The following is a 21,429-nucleotide window of genomic DNA, read 5'->3' on the forward strand; positions in this document are numbered from 1 at the left end:
GCGACTCGCTCATGACGGAAAAAATCAGGGCGCGAGTTTCAATGACTTTCCAGATGAGGTCAAGCAAGGGCGCCTTATACCAAGGTCGAATGGATTTTTTGCGAAAAGGCCAGCTGCATCCGAAACTTGGCTCGATTGTTTCTCCCAGGAAACCCCAGGAACACCCGCAACTGGATATACTGGCAAACCACTTCGTGGCGATAAAGTTCCCGATTAAGGTCATCTAACCGCTCGGTATCGCTTTACCTGCACCCGCTTTGCTGATTACATGGCAAAGGAGCGCATTACCCTCGCCCTGCACGCCGCATGAGCAATGATGGCTAACAAGGCGAGAAACGCACGCACAGATCACCGTGATATAACCTTATCATGGTAGCTGGACGTTTTTAGAGATACAGCGAGCAGTCGGAGTCCGGCCAAAAACTCCTATGGGGTCCACTTAACTCAGGTATAGCTATTGAAAATCTTCCACTGCAATCTTTGCCGCCATATTGTGTTCTTCGAAAACACCGTGTGTGAAAGCTGTCGGGCGTTACTGGGGTTCATTCCCGAGGAAATGCGGATGCACGCATTCGATCCCCAACAGGAAGCCTCCTACACCTCTGCACAATCCGGCGCGCCAGTGACGTGGCGGTATTGTGACAACCATCAACACAACACCTGCAATTGGCTCATCCAGGTGCCGTCCGAAACTGGCTTATGCCTTGCCTGTGAGCTCAATCGCTATATCCCAAATTTGAGCAACGAAGAAGATCACGAAGGCTGGCGGGAACTGGAATTTGCCAAACACCGGCTAGTCTACAGCTTGCTCAGACTCAAGCTGCCGATTCACAGCAAAATCCGTCGCCCACAAAAGGGGATCGCCTTCGATTTTATTGACCCCAAGAAGCAACTGCCTGCCGGCGCAGCGGGGATGACCGGACACAGCCAGGGGCAAATTACCGTGACGCTGGATGAAGCGGATCCCGCCAAGCGGGAAGGCAACCGAGTGGCCATGAACGAACGCTACCGCACCTTGCTGGGCCACCTGCGTCACGAAATCGGCCACTATTACTGGGATCTTCTGATCGCGCCGGACAACCAGAAGCTGCAGGCCTTCCGCGCCCTGTTTGGCGATGAACAACGCAATTATTCTGAAGCGTTGAGCACCCATTACCGCCAGGGGCCCACGCCCAATTGGCGACAACATTTCATCAGCGCTTATGCATCATCTCACCCCTGGGAAGACTGGGCAGAAACCTGGGCACACTACCTGCACATCATGGACATTCTGGAAACCGCATACTGCGTCGGCCTGGCCACCCGCCCCCCCAAAGCGGAACATCAAGCCGCTTTAAGCTGCGCAGTCACTACAGACCCCTACCTGGAAAACGACATGCGCCCGCTGCTGAATACTGCAGCCACATTGAGTTTGACCCTCAACAGCCTCAACCGCAGCATGGGACTGCAAGACCTGTACCCTTTTATCCTGACCGAGACGGTTAAGGAAAAGCTTATTTACATTCACCGGTTACTCCACCCGACATAAACCGATGCGCTCCGGCGTCAACACCACAAACTGGCAATCGCACCAAGCTCCGGCCCCTCGACCCTGGCTTTGCAAACGGGAAACCCTTCCTATTAGCAGCCACACTGCGCTTGCATCCCACACCGAAGGTGTCCTTTTCTGTCCCCCCTTTCGCCGTAAGCTATGCTGTATATAAGAAGCGACGAACATCGTCCATCAATCGTAAATAGCTGCAGTCAATGCGATCAAATGGAGCACCGCACATGGCCAGAATCTACAACTCTATTTTGGAGACCATCGGCAATACTCCGGTCGTTAAAATCAATCATCTGGGCCCCAAACAGGTCAATTTATTCGTCAAAATTGAAGCCTTTAACCCCATGGGGTCAGTGAAAGATCGACTCGCTTTGGGCGTTATTGAAGATGCTGAACGCAAAGGTGAATTAAAACCGGGCCAAACGATAGTCGAAGCCACCAGCGGCAACACGGGTATTGGCCTGGCGATGGTCTGTGCCCAAAAAGGGTATCCGCTGGTCATTACCATGGCAGAGAATTTCAGTCTGGAACGGCGTAAAATGATTCGTTTTCTGGGGGCAAAACTGGTGTTGACCCCGGCGTCAGAAAAAGGCTCAGGCATGGTAAAAAAAGCCGAAGAGCTGGCTCAAAAACACGGCTGGTGGCAGCCCAAACAATTTGAAAATCCGGCCAATGCCGAGATTCATGCCACGACCACGGCGGTGGAAATCCTGGACGCCTTCAAAGACCGTCCATTGGACTACTGGGTCAGTGGATTTGGTACCGGCGGTACGTTTAATGGTGTCTCTCGGGTACTGCGCGAAAAAAGCCCAAACACCCGCATCATCATTTGTGAACCGGACAACTCACAAATCATTGGCGGAAAAGTTCCGCAGCCGACCAACCCGGACGGCACCCCCAGCGCCAGCCACCCGGACTTCCGGCCCCACCTGATGCAAGGCTGGTCACCAGATTTCATACCTCTGTTGGTACAACAAGCCATCGACCGGCACAGTTATGATGAAACCTTACCCATCAATGGCAGTTTTTCATTACAGTGCGCAAAAGATCTCGCACAAAAGGAAGGTATTTTTGTCGGCATCAGTGCTGGCGCCACCTTTGCCGGCGCCCTCAAGGTCGCCGAACAGGCACCCGCAGGCGCCAATATACTGTGCATGTTGCCCGATACGGGCGAACGCTATCTGAGCACGCCCCTGTTTGACGACATTCATGAGGACATGGATGACGAGGAAATCGCCATATCCCAATCCACGGCAGGCTACCGCTTTGATCAGCCCGGCAGCGCAGCGCCCGCCGACGCCGAAACACCGGTGCTGGACGAAGCGGCCATGGCGGCCGTCACCTCACTGATTCACAATGCTGACACCCCGCTGGTCATGTTTGGCCTGGAGTGGTGTGAATTCTGTTGGTCCGTGCGCAAAGTGTTGAAACTCTATGGCGTTCCCTGTCACTTCGCCGACCTGGACACCGTCACCTACCAACAGGACAACATGGGCACCAAAATGAGAGGGGCCTTGCGCAGTATCACCGGCTGGAATACCTTTCCCCAGATTTTTTTACAAGGTGAATTTATAGGCGGCTGTACTGACCTGTTTGATGGGCTGAAAGATCGCAGTTTTTTGCGCAAACTGGAACAAAACAGCATCCCCTGTAATACCGAAATAGATTCTGACCCCTACACACTATTGCCCGGTTGGTTACACCCGAGATAACCCCCAGTATTGTGTTAAATCGTGCCCCCACCCCCCAAAAATACGCCCTCTCAAATAACTCCGGCAGAGCGTCCAGCGGTCGACTCCAATCCCTCACGGGATATCGCCCATCAGGGTCTGTGACATTATTTTATTACGATGCCCCCAAGAACCTTCAATACTATATGGAATCAGGCAAAGACGTCCGCATCGCCAGCGTTAACGTGGTTGATAGTGAGGTACACGCCGATGACGTCAGCTATTCTGCCAACGTCACAGACATGGATGGGAATAAGCAAGTCATCCATGACAAGATAGGGCTCTATGTGAACACCAGTGAAAGAGCGATGGCGCTGGATGGTTGTGCAGCAGTGTCCAGCCCACCCGAACAGCTGGTCCTACTGACATCGTGCGTACAACAATAAAAGCGCCAGCAGTAGCATTTATCATGACCACAACCGCAACGCCAATATCAGCCCACAGCAATCACATTCGGGTCGGTATTTTCCTTGATGGACTCTTCCCGGTTTTGAACCGCTCGGGCAATCTGACGAATCGGCCCATGTAACATTTGCTTGACCTCCTCACTGACCTCGACTTTGTCCAGTGCTTTATCAAAACACAATACCCACTGATCACGCTCCTCTGGGCCAATGGCATAGGCAGCATGCGGTTCGGTCAGGCACACCGTGCCGTGCTTTTCATGGTAAACCGGCGGCCCGCCCATCCAACCGGTCAGGTAGTCGGTGAGTTTATCCTTAATGGAATCGAGGTTTTTACCGTGCATGTGGCGAATACGCTCAGCTTCCGGCAGTTCATCCATCGCATCATAGAAGGCATGGGCCAATTGCCTGATGCCGTCAGCACCTAATAATTGATAAGGGGTATTTCCTGCAGACATAATAAAACTCGCTCTGATTCTTATACTCTTTTATGCAATGCTCCGCTCCTGAATGACCAGTTGGAGCAGTAATTGAACCCCAGAATATAACAACTTGTACTCCACTGTCCTTGATTTGGCGCAAGAGATAGAGGCAGCTGATGGCCTCATACCAGAGCCTGATGAAACCACATGGCTTCAGGCCAGCTTGGTCTGCAGGTTCTGTTTAACCCCGGCCCACTCATTCTCAATGATGCTAAAAAGCACCGAATCCCGTACCCGCCCATTCGCCATGACCATGTGATTGCGAAGGATCCCCTCCTGCTTGGCACCCAGCCGTAAAATCGCATTGCGTGAAGGGGTGTTCAAGTAGTCTGTGAGCAGTTCAACTCGCTGTAAGCCCAAGCATTCAAAAGCATGGGTTAGCATGAGCAGCTTGGCTTCGGTGTTGATGGGTGTTTTTTGAAAAGACCGACCCAGAAACGTAAAGCCTATTTCCACACGTTTGTGCAACAGGTTGGCGTGCATGAAACGCGTCGACCCAGCGATTTGATTGGTGGTTTTATCAATCGTCACAAATGCCAGGCCATCACCCGATGCATGAGCCGATTGGGCATTGTGAACAAACTCTTCGACACCATCCGGATCAGGGACCATCGTGACGAATAATTTCCACAACTCTCCGTCCGAGATGGCTCGACGCAACCCTTCGACGTGCCTTTCTGACAGAGGTTCCAGACGAACATGGGCTCCTTTCAATGTGACTTGTTCAAACATCTGCAGCTCCTGGCTTTCAGGTTGACGAACGCAGCCAACGTCGGTGCGTCGAGACAAGGAGTTTGTGCCAGCGCCGCATCAAATACAATACCACCAACAACGAATCCACCCTGCCAGACGCCCGCCGCATTGACCGAGCGCTGCCCCGTGGCGACTCCATCGTCAAGTCTGGGCAGTGATTGCAGAGTGAGCGGCCAGGTAAATCGGGAGGTGACAAAGAAAAAAACCGGCATGAAGCCGGCTAAAGAGGGATAAAGCAGAAAAAATCAGTTAAAAGTTATAGCGGAAATTCACCCCAAACTCCCGCGGAGCTGTCACCTTGATACCTCGATAATCCGAGCTTCTCTGGACTTCAGCATACCCCAGCGCGGCATCACGATAGCCGGCCAGATATGGCGTCGCCTCGCGATTGATAACCTGTTCGGTATCAAAGACATTTTTCGCGTACAGCATAACTTCCCACTTGCCTTCAGGCTCGCGAATCCCGGCATAGAGATTGGTCATTTCATAGGAGTCGACATCGTCAAGCTGATTGGCGGGGTCGTTCTCTGAGTTGCCGTAGAGGGTCACCATGCCTCGCACATAACCTTCCATACTGGCAACCGGGAAACTGTATTCAGATTGCAAGGTAGCGGTCAGTAAGGGGGCATTATTGGACCGGTAATCCACCGTACAGGCGGCCAGGTGATCTCCGCCGGTAGCCGCGCTGATATCGGCGACACTGGGACTGCCGGTGCCGTAATCATTACAGGGCACCGTGCCACCATCGATCTCCCCTTTCGACCAACTGACCAGCGCACTCACGTCCCACTGATGACTGATCTGGTAAAAGGTTTCCAGTTCCAGTCCCTTCACATTGACGGGCACTGCCCCCACGAAGTTGAACTGATCGACGCTCTGGGAACCGCTTCGTTCTGTAATGTAGTAAATACCTTCGCCACCGACCCGATAGGGATAATTGTCAAATTCCTGATAATAAGCTGCCAGATTGACCCTCAGGGTGTTGTCCAGCCAGCTTGATTTGAAACCCACCTCGTAAGAGTCGGATGTCTCCGGAGCCAGATTCAGAAAACTTTCTTCCAGCGTGGTTTTATTGTCACTGAAATCACCAACAACATTAATGCCCGGGCGCCAGGAGGAACCGTAGGACACATAGCCCATAACATCTTCAGTGAATTGATGCTTGAGAGAGGCCGAATAGATCGTCTCATCCCACTTGTTGTCATTGCTGGAAATCACATTACCGTTCACCAGAATTTCACTTTCATTTTCATAGCTGATACGGCGCAAACCTGCCGACAGCTCGGTAGCCTCTGTCAAATAGAACGTCAGATTGGCGTAAACCGATTGTTCCTCCGACTCTCCCGCCGATACGACGGGTGTTTCGTTCACAGTCCAGAAGCCATAAACTGAGGTCAAATCCAAAAGAGTTTCACTGGATGAATCGGTATAGGACTCGTTGTTCTGATAAAGTGCACCGGCCACGTAGTCCACCAAGCCGTTAAATAAGGGTTCGCTGGAAGAGAAACGCACTTCGTGACTCTGTCCTTTCGTGGCCGTGCTTGTGGGGGCACTAAAGTCATCCCATTCCGAAAAAACCTCGCCGGCATCGTCGGACTCAAAGCGAGTGACCGCCTGCTTGGTGTAGGACCCCGCATAGTTCACCTGATGATCGCCCAGGTCATACTGTACTTCCAGATTCGTACGCTTGATGTCCTGAGAAGATCGATCGGCCACATCCATCACGCCCTTGCGATCCCCCTCGTCCAGTGCAACAGGGCTGGGCGCAAGGCTGGCATCGGCCAGATAAGCGGATTCAACCTGTTTCACATCACGGCGATCAGGTTGCATGCGCTGGTACATCAGATTGATTTCAAGGTTATCAGTGGGCGCCAGGCGGAAAGAGGCGCGATAGCCATCCCCTTCGTACTCACTCTCGTCCCCCGCCAGCGTCTCGACTTGAGACCCTTCATTGGATTCATAGAAGCCCGCAAAACGCATCGCCAGGACATCGTCAATCAGGGGTACATTCACCGCCCCACGAATGTTCTGACCCGCATGATCGGTACCGGTCAGATCAATATAGCCACCCAGTTCATTAAAGACAGGACGCTGGGCAGTGATGGTAATAGATCCGGAAGGTGAGGCGCGCCCGCGCAGCGTGCCCTGAGGACCGCGCAACACTTCGATCTGAGCCACATCAAACATGGCCTGCATGGCAGCCAGGGACACAATAGGTGCATCGTTCAGATAGAATTCAACGGTGGGGTTAAAGCCACTGGCATAGGTATCGAAACGCACTCCGCGCACCGAGGCATTAGGCGCGAGAGAATCTTCTTCCAACGTCAGACCGGCCACAACACCTTGCAGATCCGAAAATCGACGAATATTCAGATCGTCCAGCGCCTTGGTGGTGACCACATTCACCGTCAACGGAACGTCTTGCAGGCTTTCATCTTTGCGTCGTGCGGTGACCACCACTTCTTCCAATGCCAGCATCGGTTCAGTGTCGGCTTGTGCCGCAACTCCGACAGAACCCACCGACAAAAGAGTCGTCAGTGCCGCCAGACTTAGTCGCTGCCGGATTTGGTGGCCGCGAGAGGGCTGTAATGCCAGACTCAATGGTTTTTTATCAAAAACTGCGTTCATGATGTCGTCCTTATTATAGTTTTGTTTGAAGCGGAAAAACGGTCATTAAGCCAACAGCGTGAACAGGCCATTGACTTTTGTTACTGAGGTTGACGATGCGAGGAAAACCAAAAATCAACACCCTGTCAGCTCAGGAGTTAAGGTCCTGCAATAAGCTCTCTGGCAAAATGCTGTTCCAGTTGGGCGCGGTGTAATCGCCATCAATTGGCACGATGGTAATAAAGCCCTCTTGCAAAAAAGTTGTATCCTGTAAGTTTGTACTCTCTGTCACCGATACAGGCAGAGCGCCTTTGCCGGTGAAGTTGACGCCAATATCACGGCCGTGCTGGTAAACACCCACCCCTTTTATTTGATCAGCGGTGATTGACGGGTAATTCACATTGAGAGCAATGCCCGGTGGTAGAATGCGGGTGCCGTCGACGGTGGCACGCTCAAGACCGGCAACCAAGCGGACCATGAACTGCGAAATATCCCTGGCGTGCTGAATGTTAGCGTCGGAGTTTGGTTCGCCCGTTTTGTCGATCAAATTGCCACTGATGGCAATTGCCGGGATCGGCTCACCCAGCAAGTGCAGTGCCGCAATGGTCGCGCCCACCGTACCGGAAAAGGCCGAGATTACCCCAATATTTGCCCCTTCATTAATGCCCGATATTATCAGCTGAGGTCGCTCAGTCATGACCTCCTTGACGCCCAGAATGGTCGCTGTAGCGGGCGAGCCCTGCACAGAATAAATGTCTGGGGAAGGGTTTTTGATCGCCTCAGAACCACCCCTGATGGCCGACAAGGTCAACGCAGCCGACTGGCCGCTTTGATTCACCTCGGGGGCCACAATCGTGACCTGGTGGCCGGCTTTGACCAGTTCAGACTGCAGCATGCGTATCCAGGGGTGCTGAAAACCGTCATCGTTGGTTAACATGACATTTAACGCCAAAGCCTGATTGCTCGACGCGAATGCAAAAACAAGCGCAATGAATATTTTTCGATAAGACACGGAACAACTCCTGTTGACAGGCAACACAGATAAATCAGAAAAAGTGACAGTCACGCCTCTCACGCTTTTGCTACAACACTCGGAGCGGGACATCTCAATCACCGGTCGGCAACCACACAGCCTCCTCCAGTCACTCAAGGCGAAGGATGTTAGTGAGCGGAACGGAAACAGTTAGAGCAACAGACCCGTGTAGCGGACCTGCAAAGGGATTTTGGGAGTATTGTCTTGCATGATTTCTGGCCTCTGAACTTTTTATTATTACTTTTTTTATAACTTATTATTTATGCGGTTTCGATTTTTTGTTACTAAGTTGCCGCCTATCATACTACTACATTGTAGAAGGTCAACCATTTTGTAATAGGGTTGCCGTGTGACGCCAGCAGCTGTCAAGGTCTGTTTTGCGCACCCTACCATTTGGCGTACCATTCATCCCATGGGAAATTGCAAAAAACGACAGCCGGGCCAGCTGGTGCCCTGCTCGCTGCTACGATATAGTAGGGCGAGATGACAGCAGCAGCTGTTTCCAACACAGACCTTTAAGGATTATTAGCTCTATGCCCGCCGATGTCTCAAAAGCCGAGTTAACGGTGTTGAAAGTCCTGTGGAAACAACAGCCGTTATCCGTCCGGGAAGTGCATGACCATTTGCACACCAACTGGGCCTATACCACCACCAAAACGGTCATGGACCGAATGACCGGTAAGGGCCTGCTGGCACGCAGCAACCAGCACGGTGTGAATATCTATGTGCCGCTGGTGAGTCGGGCAGAGGGAATGGTGCAATGGGTACGTTTTTTTGCCGATCAGGTACTGGATATGGGTTACGACGAAGTCCTCAACCTGTTTGACCGGAAACAACAGTATTCCCAAGAGGAACTGGATGAGCTGGCTGCACTCCTGAAAGATCAGGACAACGATAAAAAAACACTGACCTGAGAGTTACTCTCAGACAGTACGGGTACCCAATTCATGCAACTGGCTGAACTAGAGCTTTACAGTAACGCCGCTTTACTGATCGGCGAAAAGCAACTGTTGCTGTCACTGTTAGGGTTTGCCGGTATCCTTTGCCTGAGCTGGTTCTGGCGACACTCTTCTTCGGCCAGCAGACTTTCAGTTTGGCTGTTCTTTCTATTGTGGCTGGTGTGGGGGTCACTGATGTTTACCCCACAACATTTGCAGGCCTTACAGGAGCCCATTCGCCCCTATTTGAACCATATTACGACGGACAGTATTTTTACTTACTGCAGCCAATCGGCCTCTTACCGGCATCAACCACCACCGCTGAGCTTTTTGCCCTCGGTTGGCTGGACCTTATTGGTCTTTGGTCTGTGGGTAGTGCTGGCCAGCGGAAAATATTATTTTCACTGGCGAAAACGCCAGCGTTACATCAACATCGCCATGAACGCGACTCCGGTTGAGGACTCCGTCAGTCTGAACCATATTCAACATTGGCGCGCAGTGTTTAAGCTCAAACGACCACTGCAGCTTCGCACATCTGATGAGTGTGACCAGGCCTTTACCTTCGGTATACGTCGACCCATTATTTTTGTGCCTACGTTTATGCTGAAACAACTACAAGCGGATGAACTCAATGCGGTTATCGGGCATGAACTCGCCCATATAAAGCGCTGGGACGATCTGACCATGCACGTCCAAAACCTGCTGCGAGCCGTGTTTTTTTTCAACCCGGTATTCTCATTCGTAAACAATCGAATTGCTGAACTGCGCGAACATTGCTGTGATCGGCTTGCGATCGAACACGGTAATCTCACCACCAGACAGTTTGGAGAAAGTCTGTTACGGGTCTTGGCACTGAAGCAAAGCAAAAACTTCCCACAGGATGTGATTGCCGGCCTCGGCACCACCTCGCTGAAACGGCGTATAGAATCCCTCACCAATCAGCAACAGCGCTTTTCCCGTACGCCACTGATCATGACAGCACTGATGCTCGCCACCCTCTCAATCCTGTTGGGACAAACCGGCCCCGCCCCCAAAGATTCACGGCAAAGCTCACAACTTTTAGCCAGTATCGGAGCCACAGCTTCGGTACCCAATGGCCAGATAACCACAAAGCCTTTTCTCTGGCCGGAGTCCTGCGTGCTTGGTAAGGTAGACAGGAGTGCATACCACCCTGGCATCGATTTCTCGACGCCGGCAGGGAGGCACACCAACATCCGGGCCATTGCCGATGGTGAAGTCACTCAGGTTTTTGAAAGGCAATCCAACTGGAGGGTCTACATACAGCATTCAAGCGGCATCATTTCCACCTACCTGCATCTGGACAAACCCGCCGTCCGCGCCGGAGATAAGATCAAAACCGGCGATGTTATCGCCATCAATGACGGCAAGAACCACGCCTATATGCACCTTGAAGTGCATCAGTACGGCCAAGTGCTTGACCCGACCTATCTGACCAACAGCAACCGCCTGTCAGTCTCGCAGACACTGACCCATTGAGCCTCAAGACGCGGCTAAAAACAGGGCTTGAAACCTGACTTGTCTGGTGATCGCTGCAACCGTGTTCGCCGCGCATCGCAACCTGAAACGTCGAACCGAACCTCGCCTCCGGCCACGGGACTTGAACATTCCCCTGCCTGATGGGTAAACCAGCCACAACAACCAAGAAGGGAACTACCCCAGCACACGATCAATATCGTCCAGTGTCTTCTGCTCTGCCGCTGACACCTTTTCTCCGCCAAAACCCAAAAAACCACCTTCGGTAGCGGACTCCGCTACTTTTTGGGCGATGGCACGTATAAAGGTTTTATAGGCCTCAACCTGCTCGGGCGCCTTGGCTGCCACGATGGCGCACACATCGCCGAGACGAGTGACCGCGATATCAGCTGCTTGCGCAGGTTTCTTTCCTTTAAACTGTTCTTTGAGATTTTCCTGCGCAAGCTTGCGCCCTTCCGCGTGATCAAACGCCGAACTGATCATCCCTGGCAGGGAATCACCGGGACTGGCTTTTGCCTGCTGCAACGAGCTCGCCACCCCAAAACCCTCTTTGAGCATGCCCCACAGGCCACTCGGGTCAGCTGCCGTGATCGCAATCCCCGTTAACATGGGAGACTGCAAAACGAGCTTCCATTCGTCGTCGGTAAACTTGTCTTTGATACTCATCGATTGGCCCTCTGTAGAACCACACTCAGGTTAGACCTGAATGTTTGAAACGTCCAACCAAACGCAGTAAAGGACACAACAAGCACACAAAAGGCGAGGACACCGCGTTCATCGTTTACTGAAAATAAACATAGAACCCCGTGTCGTCCGTCTAGAAAACTTTTTTATTTCACCGTTTTAGGGGGGCGGAGTAGATCTCTTTTTTCAGGCCAGCCAGTGCTTTTCTGAGGTATGGATCCCCCCAGAAGTTTTATCTGACGACACCCAGCTGCTATTGCACCATGGCAGCGACACAAAAAAGCCGACGTTCGGGTCGGCTTTTTTAATCACTTACTATTCTCGTCTCTAGTCTCTAGTTTCTAGTTTCTAGTTTCTAGAACATTATCTACGTGGTGATGAACTCCGGCGCCCACTGCTATGACCACTGCCGCTGCGCCCGCCACTGCGGCTGCGGTTTTGACCACCGCTGCGCTGACGGTCGTCGCGATCATCATCAGCGGATTTCTTGCGCGGCCCCATGGCTGGTGTTTCCAGCAACAACTCTTCAGGGGGCTGTTCACAACGCAAGTGTTTACCCACCATCTCCTGAATGGGCATCAGGCGGAAAGCGTCGTCTTCACAGGCAAAGCTGATTGACGTACCGGTTTTACCCGCTCGACCGGTGCGGCCGATGCGGTGGATATAATCTTCCGGTTCTTCTGGCAGAGTGAAGTTAACCACATGACTGATGCCATCAATGTGGATGCCACGTCCAGCCACGTCGGTGGCCACCAGCACTTTCAGTTGGCCTGACTTGAAACCGTCGAGGGTTTTAACACGGCGGTTTTGCGCGATCTCGCCGGACAAAAGCCCAGCCGCAAAGCCGTGCCGTTCCAGCTTCTCGTGCAGTCTACGGCACTCGTCCCGACGGTTGGCAAAGACAATCAGGTTGTCAACGTTGTCCTGTTTTAGGATGTTGTACAACAAGGTGTATTTTTCTTCGGTCGAGGACAGATACACATGCTGAGTCACCGTATCAGTGGCAACACTTTCCGGTTCGATTTCAATGCGCTTGGGGTCTTCGGTCCACTGATCCGCCAGCGTGAGGACGTCGTCAGTAAAGGTGGCCGAAAACAGTAATGTCTGGCGATGGGTTTTCTTGGGGGTTTGACGAATGATGCGCTTCACTTGCGGGATAAACCCCATGTCCAGCATGCGATCGGCTTCATCGATAATCAGCACTTCCACCTGGTCAAGGTAGACATCCTGATTGCCGCAGAAATCCAGCAGACGGCCGGGGGTGGCCACCAGAATATCCACCAGATCTTCCTGCAAATGGCGTTGTTGCTTGCCATAATCCATGCCACCGACCAGGGTGTGGACCTTGAGGTCGGTGTACTTGGTCAGCAGTTTGGCATCGTCGGCAATTTGAATCACCAGCTCCCGGGTTGGGGCAATGATCAGCGCACGAGCCTCACCGGCATAGCGTTCCCCTTCAATCGGGTTCTTCATGAGGTCGTCAATGGTCGACAGCAGGAAGGCCGCCGTTTTACCGGTACCTGTCTGAGCTTTACCCACCATATCGTGACCATTGAGGGTCAGTGGCAATGATTGCGCCTGAATGGGAGAGCAGTACTCAAAGCCCAGGTCGGCAATGCCGTGCATCAGCTCCAGCGGCAAACCCAAATCGTGGAAGCGGGTTTTGCCCTCCATGGGAGGCACCTTAAAATCATCCAGTGTCCAGGGAGCCTGTTCGACTTTGGGGGATTGTTTCTGGCGCTGATGATGGCGCTTTCCGCCGTGTGGGTGCTGATCTTTACCGCCCGACTTTTTAGCGGCATTTTGACCGCGATTGGAGGCTTTGCCTGCGGAGGCCGGCTTAACTGCTGCCGAATTGTTGCGTGATGCGTTCGAGCGGGTATCAGATTTACCCCCCCCTGGTCCGGCGCCCTGCCTGGACTTAGCCGAAGCCTTCGAGGTGTTCTGGTCAGCGGATCTGTCACCGCCGGTGATTTTACGGAAAAAGTTACCGATCAAGGTTAGGTCTCATTCTGGCTGTTCAAATTTGCGCCAGTATAACACCCAATGGACACAGATGTCGCTTACGTCAATGGGACTCCTGATATAGCCCTAATCACGGGCAACGAGCCCAATGACAAGCGATGCGCCTTTGCCCTTTTACCCCCCGCTGGCGCGCTAGGACGTGCGGCCGGCACGCAGCCGGCGAGCGATCCAATAATCTGCACTGACGTAGCGCCCCCCGCCGGTAAACAACAGAGCCAGTAGCATGACGAAATAGGTGATGGAAAACTCAATGCCATTGTTTAGAATCACAAAGTTCCCCCTCGCAGTGAGCCAGGCGTAGTTACCATACTCCTGGAGGATTTCCTTGGCGCGAGCCAGGCGTACCGCCGATTCGTTCACTCGCTCATTGGCGTACAGCCACGAAGGATCGGCAATGGCCTGCCAGCCATAGGGCCAGTGAACCGTCACCGCTGCAACTATCATGGTCACCATCAGCGGCACACTGAAAAATCGTACCCCCAACCCCAACAGCAGCGCCAGGCCTCCGACAAACTCCGATAGCGAGGCCAGCCATGCCAGCAGCTCGGGCATCGGCAAACCCAGCCCCCAATCCGGGTTGGCAAACCATTGAATGGTGCTGTCGATATCGGTGAGCTTTTTCCAACCGGCGAGTACGAAGATGGGACCGAGATACAAACGTAAGGCCAGAGGGCCCAGACCGTCAAAATGTTTTAACGCGGACAGCCCGCGTTCATACCCCGCAGTCAATCTTTTTGCAACGGTTTCGGTCTTTGCTGACGCAAATTCAGCCACACTCATTATCCCTTGCAGTGCCTCAGTGTACTTTATGACTGTGGGAGACAAGAAGAGTTCCGACAGCCAATGTCAGTAACAACCCAAGGAGCTTCAAGCGGATCATCTACATCGCGGTGTAGCCGCCATCCAGCACTTGTACACTGCCGGTAATGTTGGTGCTGGCAGGGCCGCACAAAAACACCGCCATGGCGGCGATGTCTTCAACGGACGTAAACCGCTTGGTGGGCTGAGAGCCCAACAAAACATCCTCCATCACCTGCTGTTCCGTTAACCCCCGTGCTCGGGCGGTGTCTGCAATTTGATTTTCCACCAGTGGCGTGAGCACATAACCGGGACAAATTGCGTTGCAGGTCACCCCCGCTTTTGCCGTTTCCAGGGCGACGGTTTTGGTTAAACCAATGACGCCGTGCTTGGCGGCAACATAAGCACTTTTGTAAGGTGATGCCACCAGGCCGTGAATGGACGCTACATTGATGATGCGCCCCCAACCTCGCGCTTTCATGCCGGGCAAAACCTGCTGAATGGCATGAAACGCACTGCTTAAATTCACCGCAATGATTTTATCCCACTGTTGAGCCGGAAAGTCTTCCACCGCTGCAACATGTTGCACGCCGGCATTATTCACCAGGATATCCACACCACCGAACTGCTCTTGGGTGTCGCGAATCATCATGGCCACGGCCTCGGGGCAGGCAACATCAGCCGGGGAATAGCCCACCGCCACCCCATACTGCTCGGACAAGCGCGACTGCAATTGTTGTATCGCGGCTTCTTCACCAAAGCCATTTAACATCACCTGGCAGCCAGCCTGCGCCAAAGATTCAGCCACCGCCAACCCAATACCACTGGTAGACCCGGTAACAACCGCCACTTTTGATTTCAATTCAGTCTGCAACACAATACCACTCCGGCCTCTCGTTTCTCTTTCGCTCATCTCTCGCAAACACCTTTCTCAACCCAGTCTTCTGCTCACTCAGGGAGCTAATCAGCGCCCCCTCGGCAAGAAACAACCGAGGCGCGCCGGGCTGATGAGATTTACTGCTGAGAACAAGTTGCAATAAATTGTTGTATGGCCTTGAGGGCCTCTTTTTCATCCAGCGCCGGTGCGTGCCCCACTCCGGGCACCTCTACGGCAACACAGTCGGGAACTTCTTGCTGCATGCGCAGAAAACACTGTCGCGACAACAAATCCGATAAAGCACCGCGCAACACCAGCAACGGCGTGTCTTTTAATGTGCGAAAAACGGGCCATAAATCTGCTGGCACCGCATGCTCCACACTGCTGGCAATAGGCGCAGAGATCATCGGGTCGTAAGCCACCACCGGTACGCCCGCATCATTTTCACGATACAAACGCTGCGCCATGGTCAGCCACTGTGAACGGTTGTAGTCAGGAAAACAGACGGTGTTTAAAGCGCGCGTGTGTTCAACCGCATCATCCCAGCACGTAATCTCTCCACCTTTACCGACATAACTCATGATTCTCGACAGGCCCGCAGGATCGACTTCCGGACCCACATCGTTGATGGCCAGGCCGGCAATACGATCAGGGCGCTGGCCGGCCATCACCATGCCCATCAAACCGCCCATTGAGGTGCCCACAATCAGCACTTTTTCGATCTGCAAATGGTCCAGCAGCTGCCACATATCCTGCACATAGGTAAGCAAGTGATAGCGGTTACTGTCGCTGTCCCAGTCTGATAACCCGCGCCCCCGCTGATCGGGTACTACGATACGGTAGCCATCCCCCAGCCCTTCACAGAGGGGTTCAAAATCCGCAGAATTTCGGCTCAAACCGTGCAGGCACAACAGCGTAAAGCCGGGCTCTGGCACTCCCTCAGCCAGCGGATAATCGCGGGCGTAAAGCCTCAAACCATCGCTGACAGGATAATAGACGTCGGAATACACAGCCATAATCAAACTCTCACAGGCACAACAATCGGGAACACGTGAGATACATCACGCATCAAAACGATCCAAGATGCAGACCCGCCGCGCCCACCATCATGCCCGGGCAGCACCAGATCTGCTTGTCACTCACTGATTAAAAGCGATAGCCGAAGTTCAGGCTAACCGTTCTTGGATTACCGTAATAGCCGACCACGACTTCATCGCCACCCAGGTTGGCAAAGTTGTAGCCACCGACCCGGTACTCTTCATCCGTCAGGTTTTTACCGTGCAAACCGACCGTCCAATGCTCATCACTGGAGTACCAGACCGCACTGGCGTCCCACAGGGTATAACTGTCTTCATCAATCGCCGAGGCCACCTGAAAAATCTGGGTTTCGCTGCGATAAGAAGCGCCTGCAGAGACCGCAATATCGCCCCAATTGCCGAGACTGGAGGCATAATTCAGCTTGAAGCTGGCCACCTTTTCCGGTGTGTTGGCAAAGCTCCAGTCATCGGCGATATTCTCCACCCCATTGGGCGTTTCGTTATCGACCGTAATGTATTCCGCATCAATGTAACCCACCATCAAGTTCGCCGATAAGCCTTCTGTAATCTGGGCAATGGCTTCCAATTCAAAGCCGCGGATTTCAGATTCCCCAGCATTCAGTACCGAGCTGACATAATTGGTGCCACCGGCAACCCCCTCCTGCACCGTTACCTGCATATCGGTGTATTCAGAATAGAAAGTCGCGGCGTTCATGCGCACGCGTCCATCCCACAATTCGGCTTTCACCCCAAATTCAACCGTATCCACAATTTCCGGATCGAAGCCATTCACGGTACCCGGGTTGGCTGTCGCATCACCCCGCATGTCAAAGCCACCGCTCTTGAAACCCTGGCTGTAAGAGGCGTACATCATGATGTCGTCATTGAGGGAGAAGTCGACACTGACGCGAGGCGAGAACTGGCTCCAGCTGTTGTCATTCTGATAATCGGTCAACACCGCCAACGAGAACAAGTCTTCACCGCCGACCGCAGCAGACGTGCCGTCTACAAACAGTTGTTCTTTATAAACATCAGCGTCTTTTTCATCCTGGGTGTAGCGACCACCCAAAGTTAAGGCCCAGGAATCGTTAAAGGTATAAGTCGCATGCATATAAGCCGCGTAACTAGTCGTATCCACCGAACCGGCTGACAGCGCATCAAAGATACCCAGTGACGGATCAAACGGCCCAGCAACGTTGTAAGCGCCTAACAGCACATCAAACGCACCAGCGGCGCTACCCTCGTAGTAATACAAGCCACCCACCATAGCCAGCTTGTCACCGGTGTAACTCAACTGAAATTCCTGAGTGGTCTGATCATCGGCGTACACGGCTGGCACATGCGCAGAAGGCAATGAGGTATTGTCGAAATCAATGTTGGTGAAGGTATCGCCTTCACGATAGGCAGTAATCGATTTCAGCGTCAGAGCTTCATTGATGTCCCAGCTGACCGTCAGCGAAGCACCGGAACTTTCCACGCTGTTGTAGGTTGGCATATCCGCGTAGGTATCAAACACGCTGGAAGGCGGCGTTTCGGCAGGAATCAACAGGCTCGGTGTCATCCGGTAACCGCCTTTTGCATTAGAATCATCTTCGGTTTTATCGGCACTGAAAAGCAATGACAGATTGTCCGTTGGCAAAAACTCCAGACTGACACGCGCGGCCGTCACATCCTTGTTGTAGTTGTCATCGCCGTTCAACAAAAACTCGCCAAAGCCATCCCGCTTGAATTGAGCGACGGAGGCCCCAAACAACAGCTTGTCTTCGATCAGTGGTAACTGGCCAGCTATCTTAAGGTCACGCTGATTGTAAGAACCCAGGGACCCGTTAATGCTCAGTTCAGGTTCACCGGTCAGACGCTTGGTCACATACTTGACTGCACCACCGATGGTGTTTTTACCGTACAAGGTGCCCTGAGGGCCTCGCAACACTTCAATGCGCTCGACGTCAAACACATCCAGTACCCCACCTTGAGGACGTGCCAGATACACATCATCCACGTACAACCCAACACCCGGCTCAAACCCCCACAGCGGATCCGCCTGGCCAATGCCGCGAACGTAAGCCGTCAGGGTGGTGTTGGTGCCGCGGCTGACCTGCATGGTGACGTTCGGTGCTGAGCGTTGAACTTCGGTGACGTCCTGTACGCCTGCGTTATTCAAGTCTGCGGCGGAGAAAGCGGTAACCGCCACCGGCACATCCTGTATGTTTTGTTCGCGCTTTTGCGCGGTCACGATGACTTCTTCCAGGACAATCTTGCTGTCTTGAGCAAAGACGGCATGGCTGCCGGATAAGGCAATGGTCACGGCGATCACGCCGGCGAGGGGGTGTTTGGCTAAGTATGGTTTTTTCATTGCTCTGAACCTGCTCTGTTTGATTTTTATTATTGGTATTCTCCCGAAGGGTAACACCAGATTTAGGACATTCAGTTTTCGAGATATTTAATAGCCGCTGGGTTTTCTAAAACTTTTCCCGGCATTCTAAAAATGTGACAGGTCGTACCCGTTATTTTTATTCACTTAAAATTTATTGTCTTAACTTTTTATTGCCTTGACTCGGCAATGGATAACACCCAGGCAGCGTTAATCCTTAGCCTCCATTTAAATTCAACACATGATGAATTGTCAATGACTTTCTTCAACGGTTGTTGAATAAAACTTCTTGCGATGCTTTTTTCTTGTTTTTCAATGAGTTAACCAACATCAACACAACAGCCACCAAACTGGACAACAAAATCGCGTAGGTCGCAGCGACTGCAGGGTTGGCAATCCCCAACACCAGAATGCCGATCACGTGCGCCACCAAACCCACTGCGGCTGCACTCCAGGCCACCACGACCGGCGGTCTTTGGGTCAGCAGGGTGCCCAGTACGATGGGTACCAAAGAGGCCGCCGCCAGACCATAGACCCCTTTCTGCGCAAACAGCCCCACCAATGCCGGAGGATTGAGGGCCACCGCATACGCCAACAAACCCACACCGACAAGCACCAACCGCGACAGCAACAGACCGCGACCTTCATCAAATTCCTGCTTGCCGCTGAACGGCAGGTAAAGATCCTTGACCACCATCGCCGACAGCGACACCAGAATCCCATCCAGGGTGCTCATCCCGGCCGCCAGCAAGGTGATGGAAATAAACACCAACGCGTAAGGGCCCCACACAAAGCCTGAAAATTCAGAGGTGATGTAACTCACCACCACCCCGTCCTGACGGGGAATGTCGAGACCTTTTAAGCGCGCGTAAAACCCCACCGCCAGCATCAGCATAAAACAGCTGCCCGCCAGAAACGTGGTCCACAGAAAGCGGTTCACGTCGCGATCGTTTTTCAGATACAGCATTTTGGTCAGGATGTGAGGCTGCATCATCAGCGCAAAAGTAATGACAAATCCGCTGAAAAAGACCGAGAAAAAGTCGTAATACAGGTTACTCTCCGCGTTGAATACGTGAACATAGTGATCACCGAGCGAGCGCAGACTGCCGATCACATCCCCCTGAAAATACTGGAAGCCCTGCACGAAGATGAAGATCGACACGCCAATCATCATCACCCCCTGAAAGGTATTCGTGTAGGCGTGGGCATAGCTGCCGCCCATGAGTACATAGGAAAACACAAACAGCAAAATCAGGGTCAGAGACCAGGTTTGGGAAATCGGAAACAGCTGACTGAGCAACAGGCTGCAACCCACCAGAATCAGTACCACAAAGGCAATGGACAGCAGGTTTATCAAGGCGAAGAACGTGCTGAGTGACCGGCTTTGATAACGCTTATAGATCCAGTCGGGAATGGTAATGGCCCCACTGTCATCGCCGAGCTTGCGGAAGCGTCGGGTCAGTAATAAAAACGCCGTCATGATGCCGCCACTACCGGCCACGGCGTAATGCACGAACGCCGACATACCGTGGACATAGACAAAACCCGGATTGATCACGAAGGTGGCGGTAGACGACACCGACGCGGCCATGGTGATGCCAATGACCCAGGGGCTCATGTCCTTGTTGCCAATGGAAAACCCTTTGATGTCTTTGGTCTTGCGCATCCCCACCCAGGATAACCACAGGGTCAGCACCACATAGAAGCCCACACACACAACCTTGAACAGCTCGGCCGACATAGATTTCTCTCTTATTATTTTCGTTAGGATGAACGCATTTAAATTCATCGCTTGTTGAATTGTCAAGCCTTGCGTAGAATCATCGTCCTAACCCAGTGAGTGAAATTCCATGCCCAGCCCTCCTAAACAAGTGAAAGTGGGTCGTCCACGCAGCTCAGACAAGGATAAATCCGAGCGTGGAGAGCGTATCCTCAATGCCGCCGAAGAACTTTTTGCCCTCCACGGTTATGACGGCGTCACCCTGCGCACGCTGGCCAATGCCGCGGGGGTCGATGTTGCCCTGATCAATTATTACTTTGGCCCCAAGCAACAGCTGTTCGATACGGTGTTCAAACGTCGGGCTAAAATTCTGAATGAACAGCGCCTCACGGCACTGCAATCGGCCCAACAGGCCGCAGCTCCCGAGGTGGTTTCCGTAGAAAAAATCATTGAGGCCTTCCTGCGCCCGCTGGAAGTCGCCCAGGAAAGTGACGATGAAGGCTGGAAGAATTACTGTGCTTTGCTGGCCTACGTCAACAACTCGGCCGTGTGGGGACCGGTATTGATGAGCAAACACTACAACGACCTGGTGGATATCTTTGTAGATGCCCTGCGGGCAGCCCTACCCGGCTCCGACGATGCGGATCTTTACTGGTGCTATCACTATATGTCGGGCGCCATGTCGCTGACCTTTGCCAATACCGGCCGTATCGATAAGATGTCCCGCGGCCTTTGCCGCTCCGATGATTTCCGGGCCGCTTATGATCGTATGATTCCTTTCATTGCGGCGGGCTTTCGGGAAGTGTGTGAGGGATGATGCCTACACAAAGCCAGCACAGTGCACCGTCAAGGCTACTCACGATCACGGCATGATCAAGACCCGAACCCCAAACACAAAAAAAGCGCTCTGGTGAGCGCTTTTTTTGTTGTCGG

17 protein-coding genes and 1 pseudogene are annotated in these 21,429 nt (G+C 52.8%); 7 read left to right on the forward strand and 11 right to left on the reverse strand.

Features of this window, described 5'->3' with window-relative positions:
* Nucleotides 1-457: 457 nt before the first annotated feature.
* The 4 genes and pseudogenes from G8770_RS02075 (at nucleotide 458) to G8770_RS02085 (ending at nucleotide 3,659) form a co-directional block, all read left to right on the forward strand.
* Nucleotides 458-1,528, forward strand: a complete 1,071-nt coding sequence (locus tag G8770_RS02075; RefSeq protein WP_167181233.1) for a zinc-binding metallopeptidase family protein — start codon at nucleotides 458-460, stop codon at nucleotides 1,526-1,528.
* A 242-nt stretch (nucleotides 1,529-1,770) separates the two neighbouring features.
* Nucleotides 1,771-2,796: pseudogene (gene cysK, locus G8770_RS02080) on the forward strand (cysteine synthase A); the annotation flags it as partial.
* Between the two features lie 123 nt (nucleotides 2,797-2,919).
* A complete protein-coding gene (locus G8770_RS24310) occupies nucleotides 2,920-3,255 on the forward strand; it encodes a glutaredoxin (protein WP_279537080.1) in 336 nt (111 codons plus the stop codon).
* Between the two features lie 119 nt (nucleotides 3,256-3,374).
* Nucleotides 3,375-3,659, forward strand: a complete 285-nt coding sequence (locus G8770_RS02085) for a hypothetical protein (RefSeq protein WP_167181237.1) — start codon at nucleotides 3,375-3,377, stop codon at nucleotides 3,657-3,659.
* Nucleotides 3,660-3,706: 47 nt separating this feature from the next.
* Here the strand turns inward: G8770_RS02085 and G8770_RS02090 are convergent, their stop codons facing one another.
* The 4 genes from G8770_RS02090 to surE form a co-directional block, all read right to left on the reverse strand.
* On the reverse strand, nucleotides 3,707-4,135 hold the full coding sequence (locus G8770_RS02090; RefSeq protein WP_167181239.1) for a group II truncated hemoglobin: 429 nt from the start codon (nucleotides 4,133-4,135) through the stop codon (nucleotides 3,707-3,709).
* 177 nt (nucleotides 4,136-4,312) lie between these two features.
* A complete protein-coding gene (locus G8770_RS02095) occupies nucleotides 4,313-4,891 on the reverse strand; it encodes a GNAT family N-acetyltransferase (protein ID WP_167181241.1) in 579 nt (192 codons plus the stop codon).
* 270 nt (nucleotides 4,892-5,161) lie between these two features.
* Complete coding sequence (locus G8770_RS02100; RefSeq protein ID WP_167181243.1) at nucleotides 5,162-7,540, reverse strand: TonB-dependent receptor; 2,379 nt, start codon at nucleotides 7,538-7,540, stop codon at nucleotides 5,162-5,164.
* 130 nt (nucleotides 7,541-7,670) lie between these two features.
* Nucleotides 7,671-8,531 carry a 5'/3'-nucleotidase SurE gene (gene surE / locus G8770_RS02105; protein WP_167181245.1) on the reverse strand — a complete coding sequence of 287 codons (861 nt, stop codon included), beginning with the start codon at nucleotides 8,529-8,531 and terminating at the stop codon, nucleotides 7,671-7,673.
* 554 nt (nucleotides 8,532-9,085) lie between these two features.
* Between surE and G8770_RS02110 the strand changes: the two genes are divergently transcribed.
* Together G8770_RS02110 and G8770_RS02115 are read left to right on the forward strand one after the other, a co-directional pair.
* Nucleotides 9,086-9,466 carry a BlaI/MecI/CopY family transcriptional regulator gene (locus tag G8770_RS02110; protein ID WP_167181247.1) on the forward strand — a complete coding sequence of 127 codons (381 nt, stop codon included), beginning with the start codon at nucleotides 9,086-9,088 and terminating at the stop codon, nucleotides 9,464-9,466.
* Nucleotides 9,467-9,499: 33 nt separating this feature from the next.
* Nucleotides 9,500-10,987, forward strand: coding sequence for a M23/M56 family metallopeptidase (locus G8770_RS02115; RefSeq protein ID WP_167181249.1), 1,488 nt, complete (start codon nucleotides 9,500-9,502; stop codon nucleotides 10,985-10,987).
* 174 nt (nucleotides 10,988-11,161) lie between these two features.
* Here the strand turns inward: G8770_RS02115 and G8770_RS02120 are convergent, their stop codons facing one another.
* The 7 genes from G8770_RS02120 to G8770_RS02150 form a co-directional block, all read right to left on the reverse strand.
* Complete coding sequence (locus G8770_RS02120) at nucleotides 11,162-11,650, reverse strand: hypothetical protein (RefSeq protein ID WP_167181251.1); 489 nt, start codon at nucleotides 11,648-11,650, stop codon at nucleotides 11,162-11,164.
* 381 nt (nucleotides 11,651-12,031) lie between these two features.
* Nucleotides 12,032-13,666 (reverse strand): ATP-dependent RNA helicase RhlB, encoded by a 1,635-nt coding sequence (gene rhlB / locus G8770_RS02125; protein ID WP_167181253.1) that lies wholly within the window; start codon nucleotides 13,664-13,666, stop codon nucleotides 12,032-12,034.
* A gap of 159 nt (nucleotides 13,667-13,825) precedes the next feature.
* Complete coding sequence (locus G8770_RS02130; protein ID WP_341771047.1) at nucleotides 13,826-14,467, reverse strand: HvfX family Cu-binding RiPP maturation protein; 642 nt, start codon at nucleotides 14,465-14,467, stop codon at nucleotides 13,826-13,828.
* Between the two features lie 106 nt (nucleotides 14,468-14,573).
* Nucleotides 14,574-15,404, reverse strand: coding sequence for a 3-hydroxybutyrate dehydrogenase (locus tag G8770_RS02135; RefSeq protein WP_167181257.1), 831 nt, complete (start codon nucleotides 15,402-15,404; stop codon nucleotides 14,574-14,576).
* A 101-nt stretch (nucleotides 15,405-15,505) separates the two neighbouring features.
* Entirely contained in the window at nucleotides 15,506-16,384 is an 879-nt protein-coding gene (locus tag G8770_RS02140; protein WP_167181259.1) for an alpha/beta fold hydrolase, read from the reverse strand.
* Between the two features lie 130 nt (nucleotides 16,385-16,514).
* Entirely contained in the window at nucleotides 16,515-18,758 is a 2,244-nt protein-coding gene (locus G8770_RS02145) for a TonB-dependent receptor (RefSeq protein ID WP_167181261.1), read from the reverse strand.
* A gap of 283 nt (nucleotides 18,759-19,041) precedes the next feature.
* Nucleotides 19,042-20,517, reverse strand: coding sequence for a sodium:solute symporter family protein (locus tag G8770_RS02150; protein ID WP_167181263.1), 1,476 nt, complete (start codon nucleotides 20,515-20,517; stop codon nucleotides 19,042-19,044).
* Nucleotides 20,518-20,626: 109 nt separating this feature from the next.
* Here G8770_RS02150 and G8770_RS02155 point away from each other — a divergent pair, with 109 nt between their 5' ends.
* Nucleotides 20,627-21,313, forward strand: coding sequence for a TetR/AcrR family transcriptional regulator (locus tag G8770_RS02155; protein ID WP_167181265.1), 687 nt, complete (start codon nucleotides 20,627-20,629; stop codon nucleotides 21,311-21,313).
* Nucleotides 21,314-21,429: the final 116 nt, after the last annotated feature.

Origin of the sequence: Pseudomaricurvus hydrocarbonicus, assembly GCF_011602365.1 — a bacterium.
Taxonomy (GTDB): domain Bacteria; phylum Pseudomonadota; class Gammaproteobacteria; order Pseudomonadales; family Cellvibrionaceae; genus Pseudomaricurvus; species Pseudomaricurvus hydrocarbonicus.